This window comes from Bacillus sp. LR--39, assembly GCF_053613335.1.
Window position 1 is genome coordinate 317,456 of the sequence record NZ_JBSIOT010000002.1, and the last position, 25,766, is coordinate 343,221.

Consider the following 25,766-nt stretch of genomic DNA (forward strand, 5'->3'; position numbering starts at 1 on the left):
CTTGCATATAAAAAGGGGCGTAACGACAATGTGAAAGGGATTGATGGGTTTTGGTGTAAAAGCGCTTACATTTTGTTCTGCCGGTAATTGAAGCTTACACGTAAAATACGATGAGGTGATAAAACATGTCAGCCAACCCGCTTTCTAAAAGCAATCAGAAAGATGAAGAAAAAGAAGTTCTTAATTTGTTCTTGTCAACACAATCGATCATAAAAGAAGCTCTGCGCAAACTGGGCTATCCTGACAATATGTATGAACTGATGAAAGAGCCGATGCGGCTTTTAACCGTCCGCATCCCTGTCAAAATGGACAATGGCTCAGTACAGGTTTTCACGGGCTACCGCTCACAGCATAATGACGCAGTCGGCCCGACAAAAGGGGGCGTGCGGTTTCATCCGGAAGTCAGTGAAGAAGAGGTCAAGGCGCTTTCCATCTGGATGACTTTAAAATGCGGTATCACAAATCTTCCTTACGGGGGCGGAAAAGGCGGCATCATCTGTGATCCGCGGACGATGTCATTCGGAGAGCTGGAACGGCTGAGCCGCGGATATGTGCGCGCGATCAGCCAGATCGTCGGTCCGACAAAGGATATTCCGGCTCCTGACGTATATACCAACTCGCAGATTATGGCATGGATGATGGACGAATACAGCCGCCTGAGAGAATTTGATTCACCGGGATTCATTACGGGCAAACCGATCGTTCTCGGCGGTTCACAGGGGCGGGAGACGGCGACCGCGCAAGGCGTCACGATTTGTATTGAGGAAGCCGTTAAGAAAAAAGGGATTCCATTGGAAAATGCACGGATCATCATTCAGGGGTTCGGAAATGCGGGGAGCTTTCTCGCTAAATTTATGCATGACGCCGGCGCCAAGGTGATCGGCATCTCAGACGCCCACGGCGCTTTGTATGACCCTGACGGCCTTGACATTGATTACCTGCTGGATAAGCGGGACAGCTTCGGCACGGTGACGAATCTCTTCTCGGATGTCATAACGAACCGGGAGCTGCTGGAAAAGGACTGTGATATTCTCGTGCCCGCCGCAATCTCCAATCAGATTACGGCTGAAAACGCCCATCACATTAAAGCCTCAATCATTGTGGAGGCGGCAAACGGCCCGACAACGATAGATGCCACGAAAATTCTGAATGAAAGAGGCGTGCTTCTCGTACCGGATATTTTGGCAAGCGCCGGCGGCGTGACGGTGTCTTATTTTGAATGGGTGCAAAATAATCAAGGCTTTTACTGGTCTGAGGAGGAAGTCGCCGGAAAACTGCGCAGCGTCATGGTGAATTCGTTTGAATCCATTTATCAGACAGCGCATACCCACAAAGTCGATATGCGTTTGGCCGCCTATATGACGGGCATCAGAAAGTCGGCTGAAGCGGCCCGGTTCCGCGGCTGGGTATAAGTGTTATCCGCAAAGAGATTTTGCATCAGTTATATAGCAGATCGCAAAATTTCTTTGCATTTTCAGATTGCAGCTGACAGATTCGGACAAGCTTCGTCCGCTTTCGGCAAAGATTTTCTTATTTTTATCACAAATTGCTATGCTGGTATGCTTCTTGCATCTTCATAAAGCGTGAGCACACATTACAAAATACGGGGAGGAATTCTAATGACAGTTTCATACGCACACGAACCATTTACAAATTTTCAGGAAGAGACAAATAAACAATCGTTTCAGGAAGCGCTGGCTTATGTGAATTCACAGCTCGGCAAGCATTATCCGCTTATCATCAACGGTGAAGCGATTGAAACGGATAAAAAGATCGTTTCCGTCAATCCGGCAGATAAAAAAGAAGTGATCGGTTCTGTATCAGCCGCCGGAAAAGAACTTGCGGAAAAGGCCATGCAGGCTGCGCTGCAGGCATTTCAAACATGGAAAAAAGTACGGCCGGAACACCGCGCGAATGTGCTGTTTAAAGCGGCGGCGATCATCCGCAGAAGAAAGCACGAATTCTCCGCGTATCTAGTGAAAGAAGCGGGAAAACCGTGGAAGGAAGCGGATGCTGATACGGCGGAAGCGATCGACTTTTTAGAGTATTATGCCCGTCAGATGCTGAAACTGAAAGACGGTTCCCCTGTAAAGAGCCGTGACGGAGAATATAATCAGTATCACTATGAGCCGCTTGGGGTGGGAATCGTCATTTCTCCATTCAACTTCCCGCTTGCGATCATGGCGGGAACGGCGGCGGCAGCCATCGTAACAGGCAACACGATACTGCTGAAACCGGCGGATGCGGCGCCTGTCGTGGCGGCGAAATTCGTTGAAGTGATGAAAGAAGCGGGCCTGCCGGACGGTGTGCTCCAATTCATACCGGGCGACGGAGGAGAAATCGGCGACTATCTGGTTGAGCATCCGAAGACGAGATTTGTGTCGTTTACAGGCTCCCGCGCAGTCGGATGCCGCATCTATGAACGCGCCGCCAAAGTACAGCCGGGCCAAAAGTGGCTGAAACGGGTCATTGCCGAAATGGGAGGGAAAGATACGGTGCTTGTAGACAGAGATGCTGATCTTGATCTTGCCGCTTCCTCAATCGTGTATTCCGCCTTCGGATTCTCAGGCCAAAAATGTTCAGCCGGTTCCCGTGCGGTCATTCATCAGGACGTCTATGATGAAGTTGTTGAAAAAGCCGTCGCTTTAACAAAATCACTCACCGTCGGAAGTCCGGAAGATTTTGATACATACATGGGGCCAGTCATCCACGAAGCATCTTATAATAAAGTCATGAGTTATATCGAAATCGGCAAAACAGAAGGAAAACTCCTGACGGGAGGCGAAGGTGATGATTCAAAAGGATACTTTATTCAGCCGACCATTTTTGCGGATGTTGATGAAAACGCCCGCCTGATGCAGGAGGAAATTTTCGGGCCGGTCGTCGCGATCTCAAAAGCCCGTGATTTCGACCATATGCTTGAGATTGCCAATAATACCGATTACGGACTGACGGGCGCTCTGTTATCGAAAACCCGCGCGCACATTGAACGCGCCCGCGAAGATTTTCACGTCGGGAATCTATACTTCAACCGCGGATGTACGGGAGCGATTGTCGGATACCAGCCGTTCGGCGGTTTCAATATGTCAGGAACCGATTCAAAAGCCGGAGGACCTGACTATCTGATTCTTCATATGCAGGCAAAAACAACGTCTGAAGCCTATTAATCTTTCGGAAATAGCGCGATGAAAAAGAGAGTCGCGCTATTTTCTCTATATGAGGGTAAGGAGGATGGAACATGTATCAGCAGCTCAGCAAAATGCTTCCGGAGGAGAAAATAGAAGCCATTACGAAATCACTGGTGGCGTTAAACAGCATCAACGGCACATTGGGAGAAGGAAAAAAAGCCGACTATATCAAAGATATGATCAAGAGCTTTCCCTACTTTCAGGAGAATCCGTCACATGTGTGGGAGCAGGCGATTCCTGAGGACCCTTACGGCCGCAAAAATATTTTCGCATTTATTGAGGGAAACGGCGAAAGCCTGAATACGGTCATTTATCACGCTCATCTTGATACGGTCGGCATCGAGGATTTCGGCCCTTTAAAAGATATCGCTTTTGATTCCGACCGTCTCGCGGAGTATTTCTCAAACTATGAATTTGATCGGGATGTGCAGCGGGACGCCCGCTCAGGCGAGTGGATGTTCGGAAGGGGTTCGGTTGATATGCAGAGCGGTATTGCCGTTCATCTCGCCAATCTGCTTCACTTTTCTGAACGGCGCGATCAGCTGCCGGGCCATATTCTGTTCATGGCAAACCCGGATGAAGAAAGCCAGCATTCCGGCATTTTAACCAGCATTTCTGAATTAAAACGTCTGAAACAAGAAAAGCAGCTTCGTTATTTAGCAGCGATTAATAACGATTTTATCACGCCGCTGTATGAGGGTGACACGACAAGGTACATCTACACGGGCGCGGCAGGGAAGCTTTTGCCTTGCTTTGCGATTTACGGGCGGGAGGTGCATGTCGGTGATACGCTGTCCGGCATCGACCCGAATTTGATCGCATCAGAAATCACCAGAAGAATTCACAACAATATTCATATGGCGGAAAACATTGAAGGGGAGCTTGTGCTTCCGCCGACCTGCCTGTACCAGCGTGACAATAAGGAAGCGTATAACGTGCAGACCGCCGTCAGCAGCTATGTCTATTTTAATTATTTTATTTACGAGAAAACCGCCAAAGAAGTCATGGATCAGCTGACTGCCGTGGCTGACGAAGCTTGCAGAGAGACAGAGCGAAAATTATCTGATTATTATGACGAATACTGCGAGAGAACGAGCCTGCCGAAAAAAGAGATGTCATGGAACGTTCAAGTGTACAGTCTGGAAGATTACCTGAAAAGGCTGAGAAACCGCGGGATAGACCCTGCACAGTGTATCGAGCAGACATTTAAAACATATGAACATCTTGAACTGCGGATGAGATGCTTTAAAGCCGTCGAGGAACTGCAAAAACTCGATCCTGAGCAGGGAGCCAAGGTCATTATTTTCTATGCGCCGCCTTACCTTCCGCACAATTATCTGAAAGAAGAGAGCACACGGGACCGGCTTTTGCAGCATGTCATTCAAGAAGCGGTCGATAAAACAGCGGCATCAACCGGAGAAACATTCGTCTTTAAAAAGTTTTTCCCTTATTTAGCGGACGGAAGCTTTTTATCGCTGCATGAAACAGACGAGGAGGTCTCCGCCTTTACCGATAATTTTCCGGGCTGGGATGTCATCGGGACGATTCCTTTTAAAGAAATAAGGGAATTGAATATTCCGTCGGTCAATATAGGGGTATACGGAAAGGACGGCCATAAATGGACGGAACGCGTGTACAAGCCGTACACATTCCATGTGCTGCCGGAACTCATTCAGCAGACGACAATGCACCTTTTGCACAGCTGCCGATTAGACATACGCACAAATGGCTGACATAACGGAATAAGGGGGATGTATATGCAGGGAGATACCAATCAAACTGAATTGCAGCGCACGATGAAGGGCCGGCATTTGTTTATGATCGCCCTCGGCGGCGTGATCGGGACGGGGCTTTTTCTGGGCTCCGGTTTTACGATCAGTGAAGCAGGACCGATCGGCGCGATATTGGCTTATGTGATCGGCGGAGTTTTAATGTATCTGGTGATGCTTTGTTTGGGGGAGCTCGCGGTCGCCATGCCGGTCGCAGGATCATTTCAGGCGTATGCCGCAAAGTTTCTCGGGCCGTCGACGGGGTTTACGATCGGATGGATGTACGCATTCAGCTGGGCCAATACAGTGGGGCTTGAACTGACGTCGGCGGGGATTTTAATGCAGCGGTGGTTTCCGGCCGTTCCGATTTGGGTGTGGTGCCTTGTATTCGGCGTCGTCATTTTTTCCATTAACGCGCTGTCTGCGCGGAGTTTTGCGGAAATGGAATTTTGGTTTTCCAGCATTAAGGTCATGGCCATTGTATTGTTTATTATTCTCGGCTGCGCTGCGGTATTCGGCTTTGTCGGTTTTAACGGCGGGCAGACGGCTCCGTATCTGTCAAACTTTACGACGGACAAAGGGCTTTTCCCGAACGGCGCCCAAGCCGTGCTGTTTACCCTTGTCATGGTGAATTTTTCATTCCAGGGCACCGAGCTGGTCGGAATCGCCTCGGGAGAAAGCGAAAATCCGGAAAAGACGCTTCCCCGCTCAATCCGAAACGTCATATGGCGGACGCTGTTTTTCTTCGTGCTGGCGATGTTTGTTCTCGTGTCCATTTTGCCGTACCAAACCGCAGGCGTCATCGAAAGCCCGTTTGTGGCTGTGCTGGATAAAATCGGCGTTCCCTATGCGGCTGATATCATGAACTTTGTCATTCTGACCGCCATGCTGTCGGTGGCGAATTCCGGGCTGTACGCTTCGTCCAGAATGATGTGGTCCCTATCAAAAACTAAGATGGGCCCCGCTTCCTTAACGAAACTGACGAAAAAAGGCGTGCCTCTGAAAGCTCTTTCCATCACCATCGCCATCTCCGGTTTATCCCTGCTGACAAGTGTATTCGCGGCTGAAACGGTGTATGTGTGGCTCATTTCCATCTCCGGTATGATTACCGTCGTCGCGTGGATGTCAATCTGCGCTTCACAATTCGTTTTCCGGAGGCGCTTTCTCGCTGAAGGAGGAAATCTGAAAGACCTGGCATTTAAAACGCCTCTTTATCCGATCGTGCCGATTCTCGGATTTTCGGTTTACGGTCTTATCTTGATCAGTCTCATCTTTATCCCCGACCAGCGTATCGGTCTGTACTGCGGCGTCCCGCTGATGATCATTTGTTACGCGTATTATCACTTCGGTATCAAAAAACGCCTGAAGCGTGAGCCGGCTTCTTCGAAAAAAGGCGCTGCCGGATAAGAAAAAAAGCCCTTCGCTTAAAGCGGCGGGCTTTACTTTGTTTTTCGTTTTGCCGACAGCACATAGGATAGAACGGCACAGAACTCAAAACCGAAAATGCTGACGGCCATCGGCCAGGCATTTTCTTCTCCGGCAATACCGACAAGGGGAGCGGCAGCCGCACCGCCGATAAAGGGCAGGAGTCCGAGAAGAGCCGCAGCGCTTCCCGCGCCTTTCTCCTGTTTTTGCATAGCTAAAGAAAATCCCGTCGTCGTGACGATCCCGACAGAAGAAACAATGATGAATAAAGAAATGCAGACCGCCGTCAGGCCTAAACCAAACGCAAGTGATAAAAGCAAAGTGATGCTTCCGATGACGGCGATCAACAGCCCGGAGACAAACAGCTTCCGTTCATCATGTGTTTTAGCCATCCGTCCGGTGATTTGGGTGGCGCATATGATTCCCGCACCGTTTACGGCGAACAGCAGGCTGAACATTTGCGCTGATACGCCGTAGATGTTTTGCAGTACAAACGGCGACCCGGCAATATATGCGAACATGCCGGTCATCACAAATGCCTGGCTGAGCGCAAATCCCATAAACATCCGGTCGCCAAGCAGGCCGCGAAATGTCATCAGCGTCTCCCGGAGTCCGCCGCTTGTCCGCTTTTCCGGCGGGAGTGATTCAGGCAACGCCGTAAGCACGGCGGCGGAAATGATACAGCCGATCACCGCCAGCACGACAAATACGATTTTCCAGCCGGCAAACTGAAGGATAAATCCCCCTGTAATCGGCGCTAAAATCGGCGCCGCCCCATTGACGAGCATCAGTAATGAGAAAAAAGCCGTTAATTCTTTTCCGGAATACATATCGCGCGCGGAAGCCCGTGCGATGACGATTCCGGCCGCCCCGGTGAATCCTTGAATAAACCTCATGACAATTAAAAACGAAACAGAAGGGCTGAAGGCGCATAATAAAGAAGACAGCGTATAAAGCAGCAATGACAGAATGAGCGGCTTCCGGCGCCCGATCATATCACTGAGCGGCCCGACAACGATCTGCCCGACCGCCAGCCCCAAAAGACAAAACGTCAGGCTCAGCTGCGCAAGTGACGCTGTCGTATGAAGATCGGCCGCCACTTCAGGCAAAGCGGGCAGATACATATCGAGCGAAAGCGGCCCGAATGAAGCGAGCGTCCCGAGAATCAGTACCATGCCGAGGCCTGCGCGGGCGGCCTTTGAATCAGCGTTATTCATTCCATGACCCCCACCTTAACAAATGATTCTATCACTATAGCATAACCGGACGGTGTATTTTATATCATTTATTGAATACAAACTAAATATTTTATTTAAAATCTGAATGTAAATAAAAAATTAGAATTAGTTTTCATGTGAAATGTAAAATGAAATATAAGGATGCTAAACTATAAAGAAACAAAAGGTAGAAAAGTTTTACGGAAGAGGTGTTCAAAGAGCATGAACAGCAAACAAACCGATCACATCGAAACGAAACGCCGATTTCCGATCTGTCTCGCGCTTGCTTTGACATTAGGCGTATTTGCCGCCGGTTCTGAAGAGCTGGTGATTTCTCCGCTGCTTCCGGATTTAGCGCGGGCTTTCAGCTCGGATGTCAGTGTGCTGGCGCTTTCCATCAGTATTTACGGAGTGATGATTTTTATCGGGGCGCCGCTTCTCGTTCCGCTGGGAGATAAATATTCCCGGGAGCTCAGCCTGATGACGGGGCTGCTTATATTTACGGCCGGCACGGTGATCTGCGCGCTGGCGCACAATCTCTTTTTCTTCTTTCTGGGCAGGGCGCTTTCCGGGCTTGCGGCGGGTGCGTTTGTGCCGACAGCTTATGCGGTGGTCGGCGACCGTGTGCCTTATGCGTACCGCGGCAAGGTGATGGGTCTGATCGTGTCAAGCTGGTCGCTCGCTTTGATTTTCGGCGTTCCGATCGGCTCTTTTATCGGCGGCGTTTTGAATTGGCGGTGGACGTTTTGGATTTTCGCCCTCATGTCTGTCCTCGTTGCTTCGCTCATTTTCATTGAGGCGCGCCGCAGCACGGCGGATGGGGATAAAACAGAAGAGGAAAACGGACGGCAGGCAGGCACTTTCCGGGATGCGCTGAAGGTGCCCCGTGTCCCTGTATACCTCACGATCACTTTTTGCAACATGATCGGTTTTTACGGCATGTATTCCTTTCTCGGCACCTATCTTCACCGCGTGCTGCCGGGGGGGAATACAGCTTCAGGGCTGCTGATCATGGTGTACGGAATCGGTTTTTCCATGAGCGTGTTCACCGGAAAAATCGCAGATAAGGCGGGGAAAATGCGCGCTTTGATCGCGGCATTGGCCGTGATCAGCATATGGCTTTCTTGTCTCGCCTATGCGCCGTCATCAATGCCGTTTTTGGTCATCGGGTTATTCGTCTGGGGATTGATGCAAAGCCTGACGGTGACCTTGCTCAGCACCATTTTAAGTGATTGCTCACAGAGCCGCCGGGGCAAAATCATGGCATTTTACAGCCTGGCGTCTAATTTGGCCGTCACCTTGGGTTCTGCTGTCATGGGTCCGGTCTATGTCGGATACGGATATGCAGCTGTCGGATTTATCTGTGCGGCCGTCACCCTCATCGGCTTTGTCCTCAGTGTTTTCGCATACAGAAGGTATGGGAAATATGAGCATCAGGCCGACCAATCATTGTATCGGTAAAATAAAGTTTCTATAATTTTATAAATGTTAATTTTTAACACCTTATATCTTAAGGTGTTTTCTAATATATAGGAATAATTATCAATATTTTCAAATAATATTGACAGCTTGAACATCTATGGATAATATTTACTTAAAATTTAACAGATTGGTTGGTGCTCATGATTATATTGGATAATAGCATTCAAACAAAAAGCAAGGCTTATTCAATATCTAAACTGATTACGATCAACACGCTCGGTCCTGAAGGGACAAGCAGTGAGTACGCAGCAAAAAACTTCATCACCAATTTTACCCTTCTCCAAGGGGTGAACAGCAAATTATCACTGCATGATACATTTGAATCGTGCATTGAAAAAACGCTTCAAAGTCCGCTGGAATACACAATTGTGCCTCACGCGTATGACGGCATTAAGCACTTCTACATGAGACCGGATCTGCAGCTTCTGCAAATTTTCAGGTGCGACACCCCGATGTACGGCCTGGCTGTCCGGCCCGGTTTTGAATATACAGATGACATGCTTGAACAGGCTGTCATCGTATCCCACCCGTCTCCTATCAATTTGATTAAGTATTTTACCCGTAAAGATGTCACGTTTGATCTGGTGAACTCGACGAGCGCAGCCGCGAAAAGAGTGAAGGACGGTTTGTCCGACATCGCGCTGACAAATGAGCTGGCCAGACAAAAGTACGGCCTTCACTTTGTCAAAACATTTAAAAGCATTCCCATGAGCTGGTCATTATTCGGAAAAGGAGAGATTCATGATGAAAACTGAACAAGATTTGCAGGAACTTTATTTCCCGACGCCTAAATTAATAGAATGGGATAACGGAGTAAGACAATATTCGTCCGTCAGAGGAGATACGGAAGTTCTGCTTTCTTACGTTCCGCCGCATACAAACGTGGAACCGCATCAGCATAAGGAAGTCCAAATCGGCCTTGTCGTTTCCGGCGAGCTGTCCATGACTGTCGGAGATGTCACAAGAAAGATGACAGCGCTGGAATCAGCCTATATCGCGCCTCCTAACGTGCCTCACGGCGCAAGAAATGAGACGGATCAAGAAGTGATCGCCATTGATATCAAACGCCTGAAAGCCGGTGAAACCTACACAAGCCCCGAGGACTATTTTTTGAATATTTTTAAAACGAGAGACTTATTGCCTGGGATGGAAGTCACGTTCTTCGTGGAAGACTGGGTGGAAATCATGCTTGCCAACATTCCGGGCAACGGGGGAGAAATGCCGTTCCATAAACACCGCAATGAACAGATCGGCATCTGCATCGGCGGCGGCTATGATATGACCATTGAAGGCTGCAAAGTGGATATGACATTCGGCACAGCTTATTTCTGCGATCCGAGAGAAGATCACGGCGCCATCAACAGATTTGAAAAAGATTCAAAATCAGTCAATATCTTTTTCCCTCCGCGCTATAACAGAGCAAAAGCGAAAAAATTAGAGGCGAAAGAGTCATGAACCTGACGGATAAAACCGTCCTCATCACAGGGGGCGCATCAGGCATCGGTTATGCCGCGGTTCAGGCGTTTCTGAATCAGCAGGCGAATGTGGTCGTCGCGGATATTGATGAGGCGCAGGGAGAAGCGATGATCCGGAAAGAAAACAATGACAGGCTGTATTTTGTCCGGACGGATATTACAGATGAACCGGCATGTCAAAACGCCATCCGGTCAGCGGCGGACAAGTTCGGCGGATTGGACGTGTTAATCAATAACGCCGGCATCGAAATTGTCGCCCCGATTCATGAGATGGAGCTGAGCGATTGGAACAAGGTGCTCAACGTCAATCTGACGGGCATGTTTCTTATGAGCAAGCACGCGCTCAAGTATATGCTCAAAAGCGGCAAGGGCAATATCATTAACACGTGCTCCGTCGGAGGAGTCGTTGCATGGCCCGACATTCCCGCATATAACGCCTCTAAAGGCGGCGTATTGCAGCTGACGCGTTCGATGGCCGTCGATTACGCCAAACACAACATACGTGTCAATTGCGTGTGCCCGGGAATCATTGACACACCTTTGAATGAAAAGTCGTTCCTTGAAAACAACGAAGGCACGCTTGAAGAAATCAAAAAAGAAAAAGCGAAAGTCAATCCGCTGCTGAGACTCGGCAAGCCTGAAGAAATAGCGAACGTCATGCTGTTTCTCGCGTCGGATTTATCAAGCTATATGACCGGAAGCGCGATCACCGCAGACGGTGGATACACCGCACAATAGAGAAGGAGTGTTTACATATGGAGAGAAAAACAGTATTGGTTATCGCTGACCTTGGGGGATGCCCGCCGCATATGTTTTACAAAAGCGCAGCCGAAAAATACAACCTCGTCAGCTTTATTCCGAGACCTTTTGCAATTACAGCCTCTCATGCAGCTTTGATTGAAAAATACTCGGTCGCGGTCATTAAAGATAAAGACTATTTTAAGAGTCTGGCTGATTTTGAGCATCCCGATTCGATTTACTGGGCTCATGAAGATCATGACAAACCTGAGGAAGAAGTCGTCGAAGAAATCGTCAAGGTGGCCGGCATGTTCGCGGTTGACGCCATTACGACCAACAATGAACTGTTTATCGCTCCGATGGCAAAAGCGTGTGAACGTCTCGGCCTGCGGGGAGCGGGCGTACAGGCCGCTGAAAATGCCAGAGATAAAAACAAAATGAGAGCCGCCTTCAACCGGGCCGGCGTCAAGTCCATCAAAAACAAACGGGTGACGACGCTGGAAGATTTCCGCGCCGCGCTTCAGGAAATCGGAACGCCGCTCATTCTGAAGCCTACATATCTGGCGAGCTCCATCGGCGTGACGCTTATCAAAGAGATGGAAACGGCCGAAGCCGAGTTTAACAGAGTCAATGAATATCTGAAGTCGATTAACGTACCGAAAGCGGTCACGTTTGAAGCGCCGTTTATCGCGGAAGAATTTTTACAGGGCGAGTATGACGACTGGTACGAAACAAGCGGTTATTCCGACTATATCAGCATAGAAGGCATCATGGCCGACGGGGAATACTTCCCCGTCGCGATTCATGATAAAACACCGCAAATCGGATTCACGGAGACATCGCATATTACGCCGTCCATCTTGGATGATGACGCGAAGCGGAAAATCGTCGAAGCAGCCAAAAAGGCGAATGAAGGACTCGGCCTCGAAAACTGCGCAACACATACAGAAATAAAATTAATGAAAAACCGGGAAGCCGGACTGATTGAATCAGCGGCACGATTTGCGGGCTGGAACATGATTCCGAATATTAAAAAGGTCTTCGGCGTCGATATGGCGCAGCTGTTATTGGATGTTCTCTGTTTCGGAAAAGAAGCCGATCTGCCGAAAGGATTATTGGAGCAGGAGCCATGCTATGTCGCCGACTGCCACTTGTATCCTCAGCATTTCAAAGAGAACGGCCAGCTGCCTGAGACGGCTGTCGATTTCGTCATTGAAAGCATTGACATTCCCGACGGCGTCTTAAAGGGAGACACCGAAATCGTTTCTTTCTCAGCGGCCGAAGCGGGTACATCCGTCGATCTGCTGCTGTTCGAAGCGTTCAACAGCATTGCGGCGTTTGAGCTGAAAGGAAGCAATTCGGGTGACGTGGCCGAATCAATCAAACAAATTCAGCAGCAGGCGAAGCTGACTGCAAAGTATGCGTTACCGGTATGAAACAGCTGAAACCGAACTCTAAGTATTTGCTTTTCGGGCAGGCGCTTTCGTTTATGGGAGACTATTGCGTTCTCCCGGCTCTGCTCATTTTGTCTACATACTATCACGACTACTGGGTGACGTCCGGCGTCATCGCGGTCCGCAGTATTCCGATGGTGTTTCAGCCGTTTTTAGGCGTGCTCGTGGACCGGCTCGACAGGGTGAAAATCATGCTGTGGACGGATGTGATCAGAGGTGTCATCTTTTTGGGGCTGACATTTCTCCCGAAAGGCGAATATCCGCTGCTTTTTCTGGCGCTGCTGTTTGTTTCTTACGGAAGCGGCGTGTTTTTTAACCCGGCACGTCTCGCGGTCATGTCGTCTTTAGAAGCGGATATTAAAAATATCAACACTTTGTTTGCAAAAGCCACGACGATTTCGATTATTGTCGGCGCTGCAGCCGGCGGACTTTTTCTGTTGGGCGGTTCTGTGGAGCTTGCCGTCGCGTTTAACGGGGTGACCTATCTTGTCTCCGCGTTTTTCATCAGCCGCATTAAGCTTCAATACGTGCCGATTCAGTCAGAAAACGTGAGAGAAGCTTTTCAGTCGTTTAAAGAAGGCCTGAAGGAAATCAAAACAAATGCTTTTGTGTTAAACGCCATGTTCACGATGATTACGATGGCGCTTTTGTGGGGTGTCGTCTACAGCTATTTCCCGATTGTCAGCCGCTTTTTAGGCGACGGGGAAATCGGCAATTTCATCCTGACGTTCTGTATCGGCTTCGGCGGCTTTATCGGCGCCGCTCTTGTCAGCAAATGGGGCTTTAACAACAATAAAGGGCTGATGTATTTTACAGTGTTATCGATCGTCTCGCTTGCGCTGTTTTTGTTTACCCCGATTTTCGCCGTGTCAGTCATTGCCGCCATTCTTTTCTTTATCGCAATGGAATACGGTGAAGTGCTGGCAAAGGTCAAAGTTCAGGAGAACGCGGCGAACCAGATTCAGGGCCGGATCTTTTCGGTGGCGGAGGCGTCCATCGGATTGTGCATCGCCGTCGGTTCCATGCTGATCAACATTGTAGACGCGGCAGTCATCATGGCGTTTATCGTCCTTTTGGTCAGCGGGCTGTTTCTGCATACAAAACTGGTCAATAAATCCTTTTCAGAACGGAATAACGAATCAGAGCAAATTCATTTATAAGGAGCCTTTTCAGATGGAAATCATACCGTCCGACGTCATTAAGACACTTCCGAAACAGGAATTTTCGCTCGTTTTTCAAAAGGTAAAAGAGATGGAGAAAACGGGAGCTCAGATCATTAACCTCGGGCAGGGGAATCCCGATCTCCCCACACCGCCGCATATCGTTGAAACATTGCGGGAGGCTGCGCTGAATCCTTCGTATCACGGATACGGCCCGTTCAGAGGCTATCCGTTTCTGAAAGAAGCCATCGCGGAATTTTATGAGAGAGAGTACGGGGTATCGGTCAATCCGGAGACAGAAGTCGCGCTGTTCGGCGGAGGGAAAGCTGGTTTGTACGTTTTGACGCAATGCCTGCTGAACCCCGGCGATATCGCCTTAGTCCCGAACCCCGGCTACCCTGAGTATTTATCGGGCATTACAATGGCCAGAGCGGAGCTGCATGAGATGCCGCTTCATCCGGAAAACGGCTATTTGCCGGATTTTGAGCGGATTGATCCCGCCGTCCTGAAAAAAGCCAAGCTGATGTTTTTGAATTACCCGAATAACCCGACGGGCGCGACTGCAGATCAGGCGTTTTATGAAAAAGCGGCAGCGTTTGCAAAAAAACATGACATCCACCTTATTCACGATTTTGCATACGGCGCGTTCGAATTTGATCAGAACCCGGCCAGCTTTCTTCAGGCAAAAGAAGCGAAAACGGTCGGCGCGGAGCTTTATTCATTTTCGAAAACCTTCAATATGGCAGGCTGGAGAATGGCATTTGCCGTGGGAAATGAAAAAATCATTCAGGCGGTCAATGAGTTTCAGGATCACGTCTTCGTCGGCATGTTCGGCGGTCTTCAGCAGGCGGCAGCGGCGGCGCTGTCAGGAAATCCTGAGCATACCGAGCGTCTGAAGCGCACATATAAAGAACGGATTGACTTTTTCACGGCGTTATGTGAAAAGGAATTAGGCTGGAGCATTGAAAAACCGAAAGGGACTTTTTATGTATGGGCTGAAATTCCGAATGAATTCGAGTCTTCACACCAGTTTTCGGACTATCTGCTGGAGCATGCCCATGTTGTCGTGACGCCCGGCGAGATTTTCGGCAGCGGCGGAAAGCGTTATGTCAGAATATCAATGGTGGCCAAGCAGGGCGATTTGAGGGAATTTGTGGTGCGGATTCAAAAGCTCGGTTTGTCCTTTCCTTCATTACAAGAAACATCCCGCTGAGAGCGGGATGTTTTTATTATATGCTTTTCATGCTGCCGCCGTCGGCTGACACTTGCTGTCCGGTAATATAGGAGGCTTCTTCAGAGGCAAGAAAGGCAGCCAGCGCCGCGGTTTCTTCCGCAGTTCCGACACGCTTCATCGGGACGCCTGATGCAATCCGTTCTTCCGCTTCCGCTTTAGAAATGCCGTTTTGCTTCATGACATTCTTCACGAATTGGTGATAACGGTCTGTGGCGATAAACCCGGGATTCAGACAGTTGACAGTAATGTGAAAAGGCGCAAGCTGAATGGCGATGTTTTTGCTGGCATTAATTAAAGCGGCGTTCATCATGCTGTTGGTAAACATATTGGCGCCGGGTTCTTTCCATAGGTTTCCGACGATATTAATGATTCTGCCGAATTCGTGCTGTTTCATGATTGCTGCGGCCGTTTTCATAGAGTCGATATAGGCGATCGTTTTATTCGTAAAGGTATTTGTCATATCCTCTATATCACAGTTTTCAAAGGTATCCGGCGAGCCGCCCGGAATGTTGTTGATCAATACATCAAGCCGTCCGCATTGTGATCTGATCTCTTCAAAAATGCCGGCTCTTGTCTTCTGGTCCGACATATCCCCGGCCAGAACGGTGACGCCCGCATCCGGATGTTTGGCGAGGATCTCTTCTTTTACCGATTCGATATTTTCGGGAACTCGTGAATTAATGACGGTATGAAAGCCATTGTCCGCCAGTTTCAGAGCGATCGCTTTGCCGATCCCCTGACTGGCTCCCATAATAAACGCGGTTCTTTTTGACAACTGTCTGCACCCCTTTACCAAAATGGAATCTCCTTTACATCGTAAAAAAAAATGATAAAAATAGCAAATTTTATTTAAATTCTGACAAAGAAAAAACCCGCCGGACAGGCGGGTGGGTGGGTGTTACACGTGCAAAAACTTCGGAAGCGTGTCGAGGGACAAGCGGTTTCCGACAAAAAATGAACCGAATTCGCCGTAGCGCGCGCTGACTTCATCAAAGCGCATTTCGTAAACAAGTTTTTTGAACTGAAGCACATCATCGCTGAAGAGCGTGACGCCCCATTCGTAATCGTCAAAACCGACAGATCCCGTGATAATCTGTTTGACTTTGCCGGCATAGCTCCGTCCGATCAAGCCGTGGCTTCTCATCAGGTTTCTGCGTTCATCCATAGAAAGCATGTACCAGTTGTCATTGCCGCTTCTTCTTTTATCCATCGGATAGAAGCAGACGTATTTCGCTTCAGGCAGCTCAGGATACAGGCGGGCGCGGACATGCGGATTTTCATACGGATCGCCTTCTCCGCTTGCGAGGTAGTTGCTCAGCTCAACCACGGACACGTAAGAATAAGCCGGGATTGTAAATTCAGCAAGCTTTGATTTGTTAAATTCAAGCTCGATTTCGTTCAGCTCTTCCATTGTCGGGCGAAGAATCATCAGCATGAAATCAGCTTTCTGTCCGACGATGCTGTAGATGGTTTGCGAGCCTTTGCCTTCTTTTTGGGCGACGCCCCATTTTTCAAGCAGTCCCGTAAATTCGTGAATAATCGACAGGCGCTCATCGCTGGATAACATTTTCCATGACGTCCAGTCCATTGTGCGGAAATCGTGAAGCGCGTACCAGCCGTCAAGCGTTTGGGCGGCTTCGTTCGTTTTTTGCTGCTCACTCATGTATCTTCACTCCTATATCTTTTCATTGATGCCTTCACTATATCACAGTTTAACCGTTTCGGCTGTGGAGAAACCTTGAATAATCCGAAGCCTTGTGTCAGAAAATAAGCCGTGAAACAAACCGTCAATTAAATTAGTTAGAAAAATAAGATTTCTTTTTGAAAGCGCTATAATGGAAGTTGGTTATTTGAATTTAGCTGGAAGAAGAGTATGCTGTAAAAGTAAGCGTTTTTTGTCAACATAGAGGAGGGTATATCGTGGCAGATTTATTTACAAAAGTACAAGAAAAAGTCGCAGGAAAAGATGTGAAAATCGTATTTCCTGAAGGGTTGGACGAACGTATCCTGGTTGCGGTCAACAACTTGGCGGGCAACAAGGTATTAAAGCCGATCGTAGTCGGCAATAAAGAAGACATTCAAGCAAAAGCGAAAGAATTAAATCTTACGCTTGACGGCGTGGACATTTTTGACCCGCATACATATGAAGGCATGGAAGAACTCGTTCAGGCTTTCGTAGAACGCCGCAAAGGCAAAGCGACGGAAGAACAGGCCCGCAAAGCTTTGCTGGACGAAAACTATTTCGGCACGATGCTTGTGTACAAAGGTCTCGCAGACGGACTTGTCAGCGGAGCTGCACATTCTACTGCTGATACGGTGCGCCCTGCACTGCAAATCATCAAAACAAAAGAAGGCGTGAAAAAAACATCAGGCGTCTTCATCATGGCCCGCGGTGACGAGCAATATGTATTCGCTGATTGCGCGATCAACATTGCCCCTGACAGCCAGGACCTTGCCGAAATCGCCATTGAAAGCGCCAATACGGCTCAAATGTTTGACATTGACCCGCGCGTTGCAATGCTCAGCTTCTCTACAAAAGGATCAGCGAAATCAGACGAGACGGACAAAGTGGCTGAAGCCGTGAAAATTGCGAAGGAAAAAGCGCCTGAGCTTACGCTTGACGGCGAATTCCAATTCGACGCTGCATTTGTGCCGTCTGTCGCGGAGAAAAAAGCGCCGGACTCCGACATTAAAGGAGACGCGAATGTATTTGTATTCCCAAGCCTTGAAGCAGGAAACATCGGCTACAAAATCGCTCAGCGCTTAGGCGGCTTTGAAGCGGTCGGACCGATTCTGCAAGGATTGAATATGCCTGTAAACGATCTTTCCAGAGGATGTAATGCGGAAGACGTCTACAATCTTGCGTTAATTACGGCTGCTCAAGCGCTGTAATCCGCAAAATGCCGGCCTTTATGAGGGCCGGCATTTTTTTATAGAAAGAACGTCACTGCGGCCCAGCCGAACAGGGACAAACAGAGAGAACCGATCAAGCCTGCTGCGAGCGCGCGCCAGCCGTTATGACGAAACGCCGATATATGGACTTTCAAACCGAGACCCGCCATCGCCATGCCGATTAAAACATAAGACACTTGAACAAGAAACGCGGAAAACGAGGCTGAAATAACGCCTGATGTATGGATGGCGCTCATTCCGAGAAATCCGAAGATAAACCAAGGGATGGGGAGCGAAGCGGCAGAAGCCGTCTCTGACTTTCCGCTGCGGCGCGCCCGCATTCCGAGCATGAATGCGGCCGGGACGAGCAGCGCGACCCGGGTCAGTTTGACGATGACCGCCATCTCGACAGCTGCTTTTCCTCCGGCGCTGCCGGCCGCCGCCGCATGCGCCACCTCGTGAAGCGTTGCCCCGCAAAAGGCTCCGTAAGCCGCAGGAGAAAAGCCTAATCCATGATAAGCAAGAGAATATACAACAGTAAAAATGGTTCCTAATAACGAAACGGCGGCCGCGCTGATGGCGGCTGCGTTTTCATTTGATCTGATCTGCGGCGCGATCGCGGCAATGGCAGCCGCTCCGCAGATCGCTGTGCCGCAGGCTGTCAGCGTGCTGAGTGTCTGATCTATACGGAACAGCCGGGACAGTCCGTATACAACGGCACCCGCAAACATCATACAGCAGACGGCAATTGCAAATACGTGCCAGCCCGCATGATAGATATCCGCCAGATTCAGTCTCATGCCAAGCAGGATGATGCCTGCTTTCAGCAAGTATTTGCTTGAGAACGCGATCCCCGGCTCTAATGCCGCCCGCTGTCCGAATACGGCGCGCCAAAGCATGCCGATCAGCATTGCAAGGACAAGCATTCCGAGCATTTGCAAAAACGGCAGGCGGCTGACGTAGAAAGCCGCAAACGCAATTCCTGCGGTAACTGAAATACCTTTTACCATCTTCATCTCAGTCACTTCCCATTATCTTGATAACTCCACTTTACTGCGGTCTTAATCATTAGTAAAATATATTTATATGATCTAAACGATTAGGAAAAATAATGATTAGGGGCGATGCTTTTTGTATTATGGGGAACTGAAAACATTCATTGCCGTCGTGGAAGAAAAAAACTTTACAAAGGCGGCGCAGAAGCTGATGATTTCTCAGCCGAGCGTCAGCCTCCACATTAAAAACCTGGAGAAAGAATTTCAAACCGCTTTGCTGAACCGCTCTCCGAAGCACTTTACGACTACGCCGACGGGGGACATTCTCTATCAGCGCGCCAAGCAGATGGTCTTTTTGTACGAACAGGCGAAATCCGAAATTTACGCCCATCATCATTATGTCAAAGGGAAGCTCAAAATAGCCGCGAGCTTTACCATCGGCGAATATATTCTGCCGCCGCTTCTCGCAAAGCTTCATAATGAGTATCCCGAGCTGAACCTGGACGTCATGATCGGAAACACGGAGGAGGTCAGCGAAGCGGTTCGGATGCTTCAAGCCGATATCGGATTAATTGAAGGGCATACGGGGAAAAACGAGCTTGACATTCAGCCGTTTATGGAGGATGAATTGTGCATTGCCGCACCGAACGGACACCCGCTCGCCGGCAGAAAAAACATCCCGGCTGCCGAATTGCAAAATCAAGCGTGGGTGACGAGGGAGAAGGGTTCGGGAACGAGGGAATATTTAGACCACGTTCTTCAATCAAACGGACTGCGGCCGAAATCCATGATGACGATCAGCAGCAACCAGGGCGTCAAAGAAGCCGTGATCAGCGGAATGGGTCTTTCCGTTCTGTCAAAAAGCGTGGTGCAAAAGGATCTGCTTCACGGCAGCATTTCCGTGCTTGAGATAAAAGGATTCTCCTTAAAACGGAAACTGTCTATCATCCAATCTTCCATTATGGAGAACACAAAAAACAAAGAAATCTTCATCGCACTTTTGAAAAGCCAATTTCAATCATCTCAAGCGGAGTGATATAATAAATGCATAGAAAGCCTATGACGAAAGGGATTTAATATAGATGGGAAAGCAACCGATTGATTTACTGATGCAGCCGAGCTGGAGAATCATTGACCAATCCAGCCTCGGCCCTTATTTTGATGCGAAGCAGTCATTCGCAATGGATGATACGCTGTGCGCCTCCGTAGGCAAAGGGGAATCGCCTGCGACGGCACGCTCCTGGGTGCACCACCGGACGATCGTGCTCGGCATTCAGGACACGCGCCTGCCGTTTTTAGAGGACGGCGTGAAATTGCTGGAGGACGAAGGCTACCGTGTCATTGTCCGCAATTCCGGAGGCCTCGCCGTCGTACTGGACGAAGGCGTATTGAATATCTCGCTTATTTTTGAAGACGAGAAAAAAGGCATCGACATCGACAGAGGCTACGAGGCGATGACAGAGCTGGTGCGGCGGATGCTGCGTCCGCACAATGCCGAAATTGAAGCATATGAAATTAAAGGATCGTACTGTCCGGGCAGCTACGATCTCAGCATCGGCGGCCGAAAATTCGCGGGAATCTCACAAAGACGCCTGCGGGGCGGAACCGCGGTTCAGATTTACCTCTGCGCCGATAAAAGCGGAAGCGAACGCGCCGATCTGATCAGACGTTTCTATCAAGCCGCTTTAAAAGACAAAAGCAACGATACAAAAGGCGTATATCCCGATATCCGGCCCGAAACGATGGCTTCATTAAGCGAATTGCTGCAAACGGACATTACCGTGCAAGACTTAATGCTGGCGCTTTTGACCGAACTGAAGGAACTCAGCGGCCGCCTGTATGCAGCCGGATTATCGCCGGAAGAGGAAATGGTATTTGAAAAAAATCTGACCCGAATGCTGGAACGGAATGAGAAGGTGTTCGGCACGGAGGAAAGCTTGGACTGAGTCCGGGCTTTTTTGCTTTTTGGTAATTATATACTATTTAGTTATAGTAAAAAAGGAGTGTTATACCAAAACTAGTTTACATTATATACCTTATTTGATTAATATATTTATGTAGGTTCCAAATAATTCTATAAACTGAAGGAGATGGAGATATGAACTTTAAAAAAATAAAAGAAGAAAAAAGAATCACGATCCCGACACATTTGTTAGCCGGAGATGCGGAACAATCAGGCAATTCTTTCGCTTGGAGCGGCTGGGTGCTTGTAGTGCCGAGCCAAGAAGACAATCAAAACCCGAATTTAAATTTCTCTGATTTAGCCGCTCAAAAGTAGGATAATCACTGTTTGGAGCCTACACATCTGAGACGAGGCGGTGAGAGTGTGACACAAGAGTATATAACAGAAATTAAGCGGGGAGCACTGTCATGGATTGTTAAAAATATCCATTATTTTGATATGAATCATAAAGTAGCGAGTGATTTCAGGTGGCGCCTTAAAACATTTATAGAACTCATTTTTCTTACCAATTACCTGATCAGAAATCAGGCAGATGATAAGGAAGTTGCTGTTTTAACGGAGTTTATTACAGAAAGGCTCCATAATGATCAGCTTGAAGAATTTATTCATTTTGATCCGGACGGTCTCGCCGGATTGGCTATTGCGGGTGAATTTCTTACCTTGACTGATCATCCGTCACGGGCTTTGGTGATATGGGAGCTGGAAAAATTCACGGCAGCACGTTTTGATTGCAGCCTTGCTAAAATTCCCTTTCGGAAAATGGATCTGAAGTACAGTCTGCAAAGAGCAGGCGTAACCTCGGAAATAACGGATTTTTCTGACTTATATCACTACACAGCAGCTGGTCAGGATGTCCCAAATACATATATGACGGATCATGATGCGTACAGTATCACTCATACGATTTTTTATATAACAGACATGGGATGTTCTTCGCTTACGGATAAAGAGTATCATCTGCCGTCCTTAAAAGAAAAGGTCCTGAAATTTCTCGGGATCTATATCTGTCTTGAGAATTTAGATATTACCAGTGAATTATTGATGTGCAGCTCTTTTTTACATATCGACATGGATAAGGACAACCATAAACCGCTCTATGAAGCAGCCTGGAATAAAATCTATCAGGGCCGAATGAAAGAGGGGAATGTCCCGAGCGTCACCTATCAACATAAACCCGGTTTGAAAGGTGAACAGCGAAGAGAAGATGTGTTTAAACATTGCTATCATACAACACTTGTCGCCGCGGGTGCCGCGCATGCCTGTCTTAGAGCAGAAAGGAACGATTAACTTGAATAGATTAGCTGAAGAGACAGATCAATTTTTATTATCTTTTGCTGAACAATCGCTTCCGGATCAAAAGAGCATTCAGCTGTTTGCCGGCTTCTGCAAGTACTACAGGAAGACGAGCCATTCTTCCGCTGTAAAAGAACATACTGAAAGGATTGCCTCCGCTTTCGTTGATAAGTCATGCTGGGAAGATCTGTTTCACTGTAACACGGCCATTGTCAATGAGTTGATTCATATCTATTTAACGGCAAAAGCTTATAAAAAGAAGCAGGGAATGGATTCGGATGATCAGGTCATACGTCACGGATTGCAAAACGGCTATCTTATAAAAAAAGAATGGCCTTATTTTAAATACGCCGAATTCGTCGGTTTGCTGAGCGAGCTGGGATTGTCAACTGACCATGAAAAAGTGCGCTTTTACAAGAATTCGATGTTTCAGCCTTTGCTCCATGACGCATGGAAAAGAACAGCTGAAAACGAGCTGGAGTTTGTCGAGTACTGTCTTCTTCATTTAGATCAGGGAGAGCATCTGCTTCATCCCGGCTTGAAGGCTTCCATTCAAAAATGGCTTGTATTTTGTCTCGGCAACCGAAAAATGAAACAGCTGTGCAATATGTTATTTATCCAATCGTGTATCGATCCATTTTTTTATGGCTGTCAAGCGGCTCTTCATCATATAAATAACGAGAGTCCATCCATTCATTGTGCTCCGGCTCTTCTGCCGGCGATTGAGATTCTGAATCTGGAGTGTGGAACATGCGGATAGTCAAGGAACATTTTAATATAAAAAAAACAGAAGAATGGCTGCTGGGTTTTTGGAAGAACATTCAGCTGCAGCCGGAAGAAATAGAAGCAGATGATCTCATGCACCTGTTTTGCGGTTTAGCGGCATGTCATCACTTTGAAAAAAGAAAGGATACAGAAGAAGTCATTCTATTCTTAGACCGTTATTTTGGAGAAAAAACGCACGAATGCCATCCGGTCCTGTTCGCGTATGCGTATCATGTGTACCGCAGGATAGATGCCGCAAAAAGCATCTTTTTTCATAACGGACTTGAACAAATGGTCCGCGGTTTACAAGAGGAACTGAAATCACAGCCTTCCTCTATGATCCTCATGGTATTAGGGGCTTATTTTGGGGCGGTGACTCCGGAAGAACTGATCGTGTTCTTAGAAACCGGGATGAAACGTGAGGCCGATTTGCTCATGGCACCGGGCGGCATTCAGGAAGAACAGGCGGATGCCCTTTATGCCGTCACTTATTTGCAAATGAAAGAATTGCAGCCTTTTCTCACGGAATGGTACAAAACATCAGACTTTGCTTTTTCAGGTTTAATGTTAGCCGAGTGCAGAAAGTATCACATTGACGCCGTTGCAAAATACACAGCCATTATGAAATTTCTCCAATTCGATGAGGCGCTTTTTATACGGGAAGGGCGGGAATTTCTACGCTTTCAGCAGCGAAGCAGCGGGAGCTTCGGTTATTTGAACCCATTAGCGATGGACCAAGGGGCGGTCAGCGGCAAATTGCTGGCCCGTCAATATTTCCTGCCGTCCGCTCATTATGCCGCCGCCTCTCTGTCTATGCTGTAATGTCTCTCTTTTGAAAGACGGAAAAAGAAATCAATAAACAAATAAGAAAGTAGATCGCTATAACCGTCATGGAATAGGGGATGTTTAACGTTGAAATCGCATCACCCGCGCTTTTATTTACATAAGCAACGAGATTTAAATGCGGAAAGAGTGTAAATTTATACCATGTAAATTGGGCAAGCAAATCAGTTCCGCCCAATATACTGCCGGCAAACAGCAGTAAAATGGATAAGCAAAGGGAGAGCGCCTGGCTTTTGCACAATACTGACAAAGTGAACGCAATGGTGACAATACTTATAATTGATATGAAACGCAAAAGCAGAATGATTCCGGATGCTTTGATTGAACTGATGGTATACAGACTGTCATTTAAATGAGTATAGACGAGCGGATATGAAGCATTGGAAAAACCGAATAACACGCCGCCGATCAGCAAACAGCTCACACAGTAAAATAAGTAAACCATGCCGGTAAACAGAAGAGACGCCAGAAATTTCGATGTTAAAATCCGCCATCTTCGGTTCGGGCTTGTAGCGATAAACTTAATCGTCCCAAGGGCAAACTCTTTAGAAACAACCCCGCTGACGGTTAAAATTGCGGTTAAGCTTACGAAAATCTCAAGCCCGTTTGAAGTAACCGTGCCGAAAAACCTCCAGCCGTTCCATTCATAAGGGTTGATGTTATGCTCCAAATAATAGTCTTTATTCTTAACATCAGCAGAATAATAAACGCCTGTCGTTTCAGCCGGTTTATCAATTTCTTCCTGTTTTTTTTCGGCGAGAAGCCGTTCTTTCCAATTGTTATCCGAGGAAGCATCTAACTCATGATTCATAATAAGGCCGGCCAGCAAAACGATGAGAAACAGGAAAAAAAGAGATAAAAGTGTGCCTTTTTTTCGGGTTATTTTTATGAATTCGTTCTGCGCCAGATGAAATATGCTCATACCGCGTCCTCCTGATCTGTAATCATCATGTATTTCTCTTCCAATGACAAAGTTCTTGCAGAAACGCGGGAAATCAGAATCTCTTTCTCTGCCAAAGATTTAATGACATACGGGATGGTATCTTCTTCCGCTTCCAATTCAATGATGCGGCTGTCTTTTTGCTGTACTTGAAGAATACCGTCCTGCTCTAATATTTCTTTCGCCCTTGCCGGATGATCGACCGTGACGGTAAACAGCTTTTTCTGACCAAGGTCATGTCTGTTCTTCATGTCTTCAATTCCTAAAATCCGTCCCTTTTTAATATAGGCAACCCTATCGCAAATCTCCTCCATTTCCGACAATAAATGGCTTGATAATAAAATAGAAACCCCTTGCTTCGCTAAATCGGAAAGAATGGTGCGCAATTCTTTCATACCTTTAGGATCGAGGCCGTTCATCGGTTCATCCAGAATTAATAATCCGGGATTGTGAAGAAGAGAATAAGCGAGCCCCAAGCGCTGTTTCATACCTAATGAGAAATGTTTCACTTTTTTGCGGGCAGCCTGCTCCAATCCGACTTTTGCAAGGGTATTCATAAGCTCATCCGTTCGCAGCGAGGTGCTGCGCAGTTTAGTAAAATATTTTAGGTTTTGCAAAGCGTTCATATTCGGATACATATCCGGGCCTTCAATGATAACCCCGATATGTCTCATAAAATATTCAAAGTCGCTGTCCGGTCTGCCTCTGAATGAAATGGCTCCTTCTGTTTTTTTAATAAGCTGTACGATCATTCTGAAAATAGTGGTTTTTCCTGAGCCGTTCGGCCCTAAAAGGCCGAATATCTCGCCTTTTCTCACATCGAAAGAAATTGACTGTACAATAGGGGTATGATTGATTGTTTTAGAGACATCTTTTAATAACAGGGCTGGTTCAGTCATGATATTTGCACACCTTCCTTATGATTTAGGGTAA

The 25,766-nt window shown here is 47.8% G+C and carries 24 protein-coding genes; 18 read left to right on the plus strand and 6 right to left on the minus strand.

Translation table 11 applies throughout. From position 1 onward, the window contains the following. Positions 1-125 precede the first annotated feature (125 nt). The 4 genes from ACWHAR_RS11325 to ACWHAR_RS11340 all read left to right on the plus strand — a co-directional run bounded on the left by ACWHAR_RS11325 (position 126) and on the right by ACWHAR_RS11340 (position 6,364). Positions 126-1,412 (plus strand): Glu/Leu/Phe/Val family dehydrogenase, encoded by a 1,287-nt coding sequence (locus tag ACWHAR_RS11325; RefSeq protein ID WP_003150991.1) that lies wholly within the window; start codon positions 126-128, stop codon positions 1,410-1,412. Positions 1,413-1,619: 207 nt separating this feature from the next. After that, positions 1,620-3,167, plus strand: coding sequence for an L-glutamate gamma-semialdehyde dehydrogenase (gene pruA, locus ACWHAR_RS11330; protein ID WP_032875826.1), 1,548 nt, complete (start codon positions 1,620-1,622; stop codon positions 3,165-3,167). 71 nt (positions 3,168-3,238) lie between these two features. After that, positions 3,239-4,921: a M20 family metallopeptidase gene (locus ACWHAR_RS11335; RefSeq protein WP_032875829.1), complete on the plus strand. Its 1,683-nt coding sequence runs from the start codon at positions 3,239-3,241 to the stop codon at positions 4,919-4,921. A 24-nt stretch (positions 4,922-4,945) separates the two neighbouring features. Further along, positions 4,946-6,364 (plus strand): amino acid permease, encoded by a 1,419-nt coding sequence (locus ACWHAR_RS11340; RefSeq protein WP_032875833.1) that lies wholly within the window; start codon positions 4,946-4,948, stop codon positions 6,362-6,364. Positions 6,365-6,396: 32 nt separating this feature from the next. Here the strand turns inward: ACWHAR_RS11340 and ACWHAR_RS11345 are convergent, their stop codons facing one another. Next, positions 6,397-7,599: a multidrug effflux MFS transporter gene (locus ACWHAR_RS11345; RefSeq protein ID WP_032875836.1), complete on the minus strand. Its 1,203-nt coding sequence runs from the start codon at positions 7,597-7,599 to the stop codon at positions 6,397-6,399. Between the two features lie 222 nt (positions 7,600-7,821). Between ACWHAR_RS11345 and ACWHAR_RS11350 the strand changes: the two genes are divergently transcribed. The 7 genes from ACWHAR_RS11350 to ACWHAR_RS11380 all read left to right on the plus strand — a co-directional run bounded on the left by ACWHAR_RS11350 (position 7,822) and on the right by ACWHAR_RS11380 (position 15,121). Further along, positions 7,822-9,060: an MFS transporter gene (locus tag ACWHAR_RS11350; protein ID WP_032875839.1), complete on the plus strand. Its 1,239-nt coding sequence runs from the start codon at positions 7,822-7,824 to the stop codon at positions 9,058-9,060. A gap of 161 nt (positions 9,061-9,221) precedes the next feature. Further along, positions 9,222-9,836, plus strand: a complete 615-nt coding sequence (locus tag ACWHAR_RS11355) for a bacilysin biosynthesis protein BacA (RefSeq protein WP_032875842.1) — start codon at positions 9,222-9,224, stop codon at positions 9,834-9,836. Then, positions 9,826-10,536: a cupin domain-containing protein gene (locus ACWHAR_RS11360; protein ID WP_003151000.1), complete on the plus strand. Its 711-nt coding sequence runs from the start codon at positions 9,826-9,828 to the stop codon at positions 10,534-10,536. Before ACWHAR_RS11355 ends, ACWHAR_RS11360 begins: the two co-directional genes overlap by 11 nt. Beyond that, positions 10,533-11,294 (plus strand): dihydroanticapsin 7-dehydrogenase, encoded by a 762-nt coding sequence (bacC, locus tag ACWHAR_RS11365; RefSeq protein WP_032875845.1) that lies wholly within the window; start codon positions 10,533-10,535, stop codon positions 11,292-11,294. Before ACWHAR_RS11360 ends, bacC begins: the two co-directional genes overlap by 4 nt. 17 nt (positions 11,295-11,311) lie before the next feature. Next, positions 11,312-12,730: an ATP-grasp domain-containing protein gene (locus ACWHAR_RS11370; protein ID WP_032875848.1), complete on the plus strand. Its 1,419-nt coding sequence runs from the start codon at positions 11,312-11,314 to the stop codon at positions 12,728-12,730. Next, positions 12,727-13,908: an MFS transporter gene (locus ACWHAR_RS11375; RefSeq protein ID WP_007407671.1), complete on the plus strand. Its 1,182-nt coding sequence runs from the start codon at positions 12,727-12,729 to the stop codon at positions 13,906-13,908. The genes ACWHAR_RS11370 and ACWHAR_RS11375 overlap by 4 nt, the downstream gene beginning before the upstream one ends. A 13-nt stretch (positions 13,909-13,921) precedes the next feature. Beyond that, on the plus strand, positions 13,922-15,121 hold the full coding sequence (locus ACWHAR_RS11380) for a pyridoxal phosphate-dependent aminotransferase (protein ID WP_032875852.1): 1,200 nt from the start codon (positions 13,922-13,924) through the stop codon (positions 15,119-15,121). A gap of 16 nt (positions 15,122-15,137) precedes the next feature. Here ACWHAR_RS11380 and ACWHAR_RS11385 read toward each other — a convergent pair whose 3' ends face one another. Then, positions 15,138-15,917, minus strand: coding sequence for an SDR family oxidoreductase (locus ACWHAR_RS11385; protein WP_007407669.1), 780 nt, complete (start codon positions 15,915-15,917; stop codon positions 15,138-15,140). A 123-nt stretch (positions 15,918-16,040) separates the two neighbouring features. Continuing rightward, on the minus strand, positions 16,041-16,805 hold the full coding sequence (gene hemQ, locus ACWHAR_RS11390; protein WP_003151011.1) for a hydrogen peroxide-dependent heme synthase: 765 nt from the start codon (positions 16,803-16,805) through the stop codon (positions 16,041-16,043). Between the two features lie 257 nt (positions 16,806-17,062). On the opposite strand from hemQ, the gene pta reads away from it, so the two are divergent. Further along, entirely contained in the window at positions 17,063-18,034 is a 972-nt protein-coding gene (pta, locus tag ACWHAR_RS11395) for a phosphate acetyltransferase (protein ID WP_003151012.1), read from the plus strand. A 38-nt stretch (positions 18,035-18,072) separates the two neighbouring features. On the opposite strand, the gene ACWHAR_RS11400 is transcribed toward pta, so the two are convergent. Further along, a complete protein-coding gene (locus tag ACWHAR_RS11400) occupies positions 18,073-19,050 on the minus strand; it encodes a YeiH family protein (RefSeq protein ID WP_045555059.1) in 978 nt (325 codons plus the stop codon). 115 nt (positions 19,051-19,165) lie between these two features. Here ACWHAR_RS11400 and ACWHAR_RS11405 point away from each other — a divergent pair, with 115 nt between their 5' ends. From ACWHAR_RS11405 to ACWHAR_RS11430, 6 genes are all read left to right on the plus strand, one after another. Beyond that, complete coding sequence (locus ACWHAR_RS11405; protein WP_007614474.1) at positions 19,166-20,065, plus strand: LysR family transcriptional regulator; 900 nt, start codon at positions 19,166-19,168, stop codon at positions 20,063-20,065. A 46-nt stretch (positions 20,066-20,111) separates the two neighbouring features. Beyond that, positions 20,112-20,975 (plus strand): lipoate--protein ligase family protein, encoded by an 864-nt coding sequence (locus ACWHAR_RS11410; protein WP_032875859.1) that lies wholly within the window; start codon positions 20,112-20,114, stop codon positions 20,973-20,975. A gap of 152 nt (positions 20,976-21,127) precedes the next feature. Next, the gene (locus tag ACWHAR_RS11415) at positions 21,128-21,307 is read left to right on the plus strand and encodes a hypothetical protein (RefSeq protein ID WP_003151018.1); all 180 of its coding nucleotides are present in this window, start codon (positions 21,128-21,130) and stop codon (positions 21,305-21,307) included. 48 nt (positions 21,308-21,355) lie between these two features. Beyond that, complete coding sequence (locus ACWHAR_RS11420) at positions 21,356-22,279, plus strand: DUF6895 family protein (protein WP_032875862.1); 924 nt, start codon at positions 21,356-21,358, stop codon at positions 22,277-22,279. Further along, complete coding sequence (locus ACWHAR_RS11425; protein ID WP_032875865.1) at positions 22,248-23,045, plus strand: hypothetical protein; 798 nt, start codon at positions 22,248-22,250, stop codon at positions 23,043-23,045. Before ACWHAR_RS11420 ends, ACWHAR_RS11425 begins: the two co-directional genes overlap by 32 nt. Further along, positions 23,036-23,872 (plus strand): hypothetical protein, encoded by an 837-nt coding sequence (locus tag ACWHAR_RS11430; RefSeq protein WP_032875868.1) that lies wholly within the window; start codon positions 23,036-23,038, stop codon positions 23,870-23,872. The genes ACWHAR_RS11425 and ACWHAR_RS11430 overlap by 10 nt, the downstream gene beginning before the upstream one ends. Here the strand turns inward: ACWHAR_RS11430 and ACWHAR_RS11435 are convergent. Together ACWHAR_RS11435 and ACWHAR_RS11440 are read right to left on the minus strand one after the other, a co-directional pair. After that, the gene (locus ACWHAR_RS11435) at positions 23,862-24,815 is read right to left on the minus strand and encodes an ABC transporter permease (RefSeq protein ID WP_007407660.1); all 954 of its coding nucleotides are present in this window, start codon (positions 24,813-24,815) and stop codon (positions 23,862-23,864) included. The genes ACWHAR_RS11430 and ACWHAR_RS11435 overlap by 11 nt on opposite strands. Further along, positions 24,812-25,732, minus strand: coding sequence for an ATP-binding cassette domain-containing protein (locus ACWHAR_RS11440; protein WP_032875871.1), 921 nt, complete (start codon positions 25,730-25,732; stop codon positions 24,812-24,814). Before ACWHAR_RS11440 ends, ACWHAR_RS11435 begins: the two co-directional genes overlap by 4 nt. Positions 25,733-25,766 lie beyond the last annotated feature (34 nt).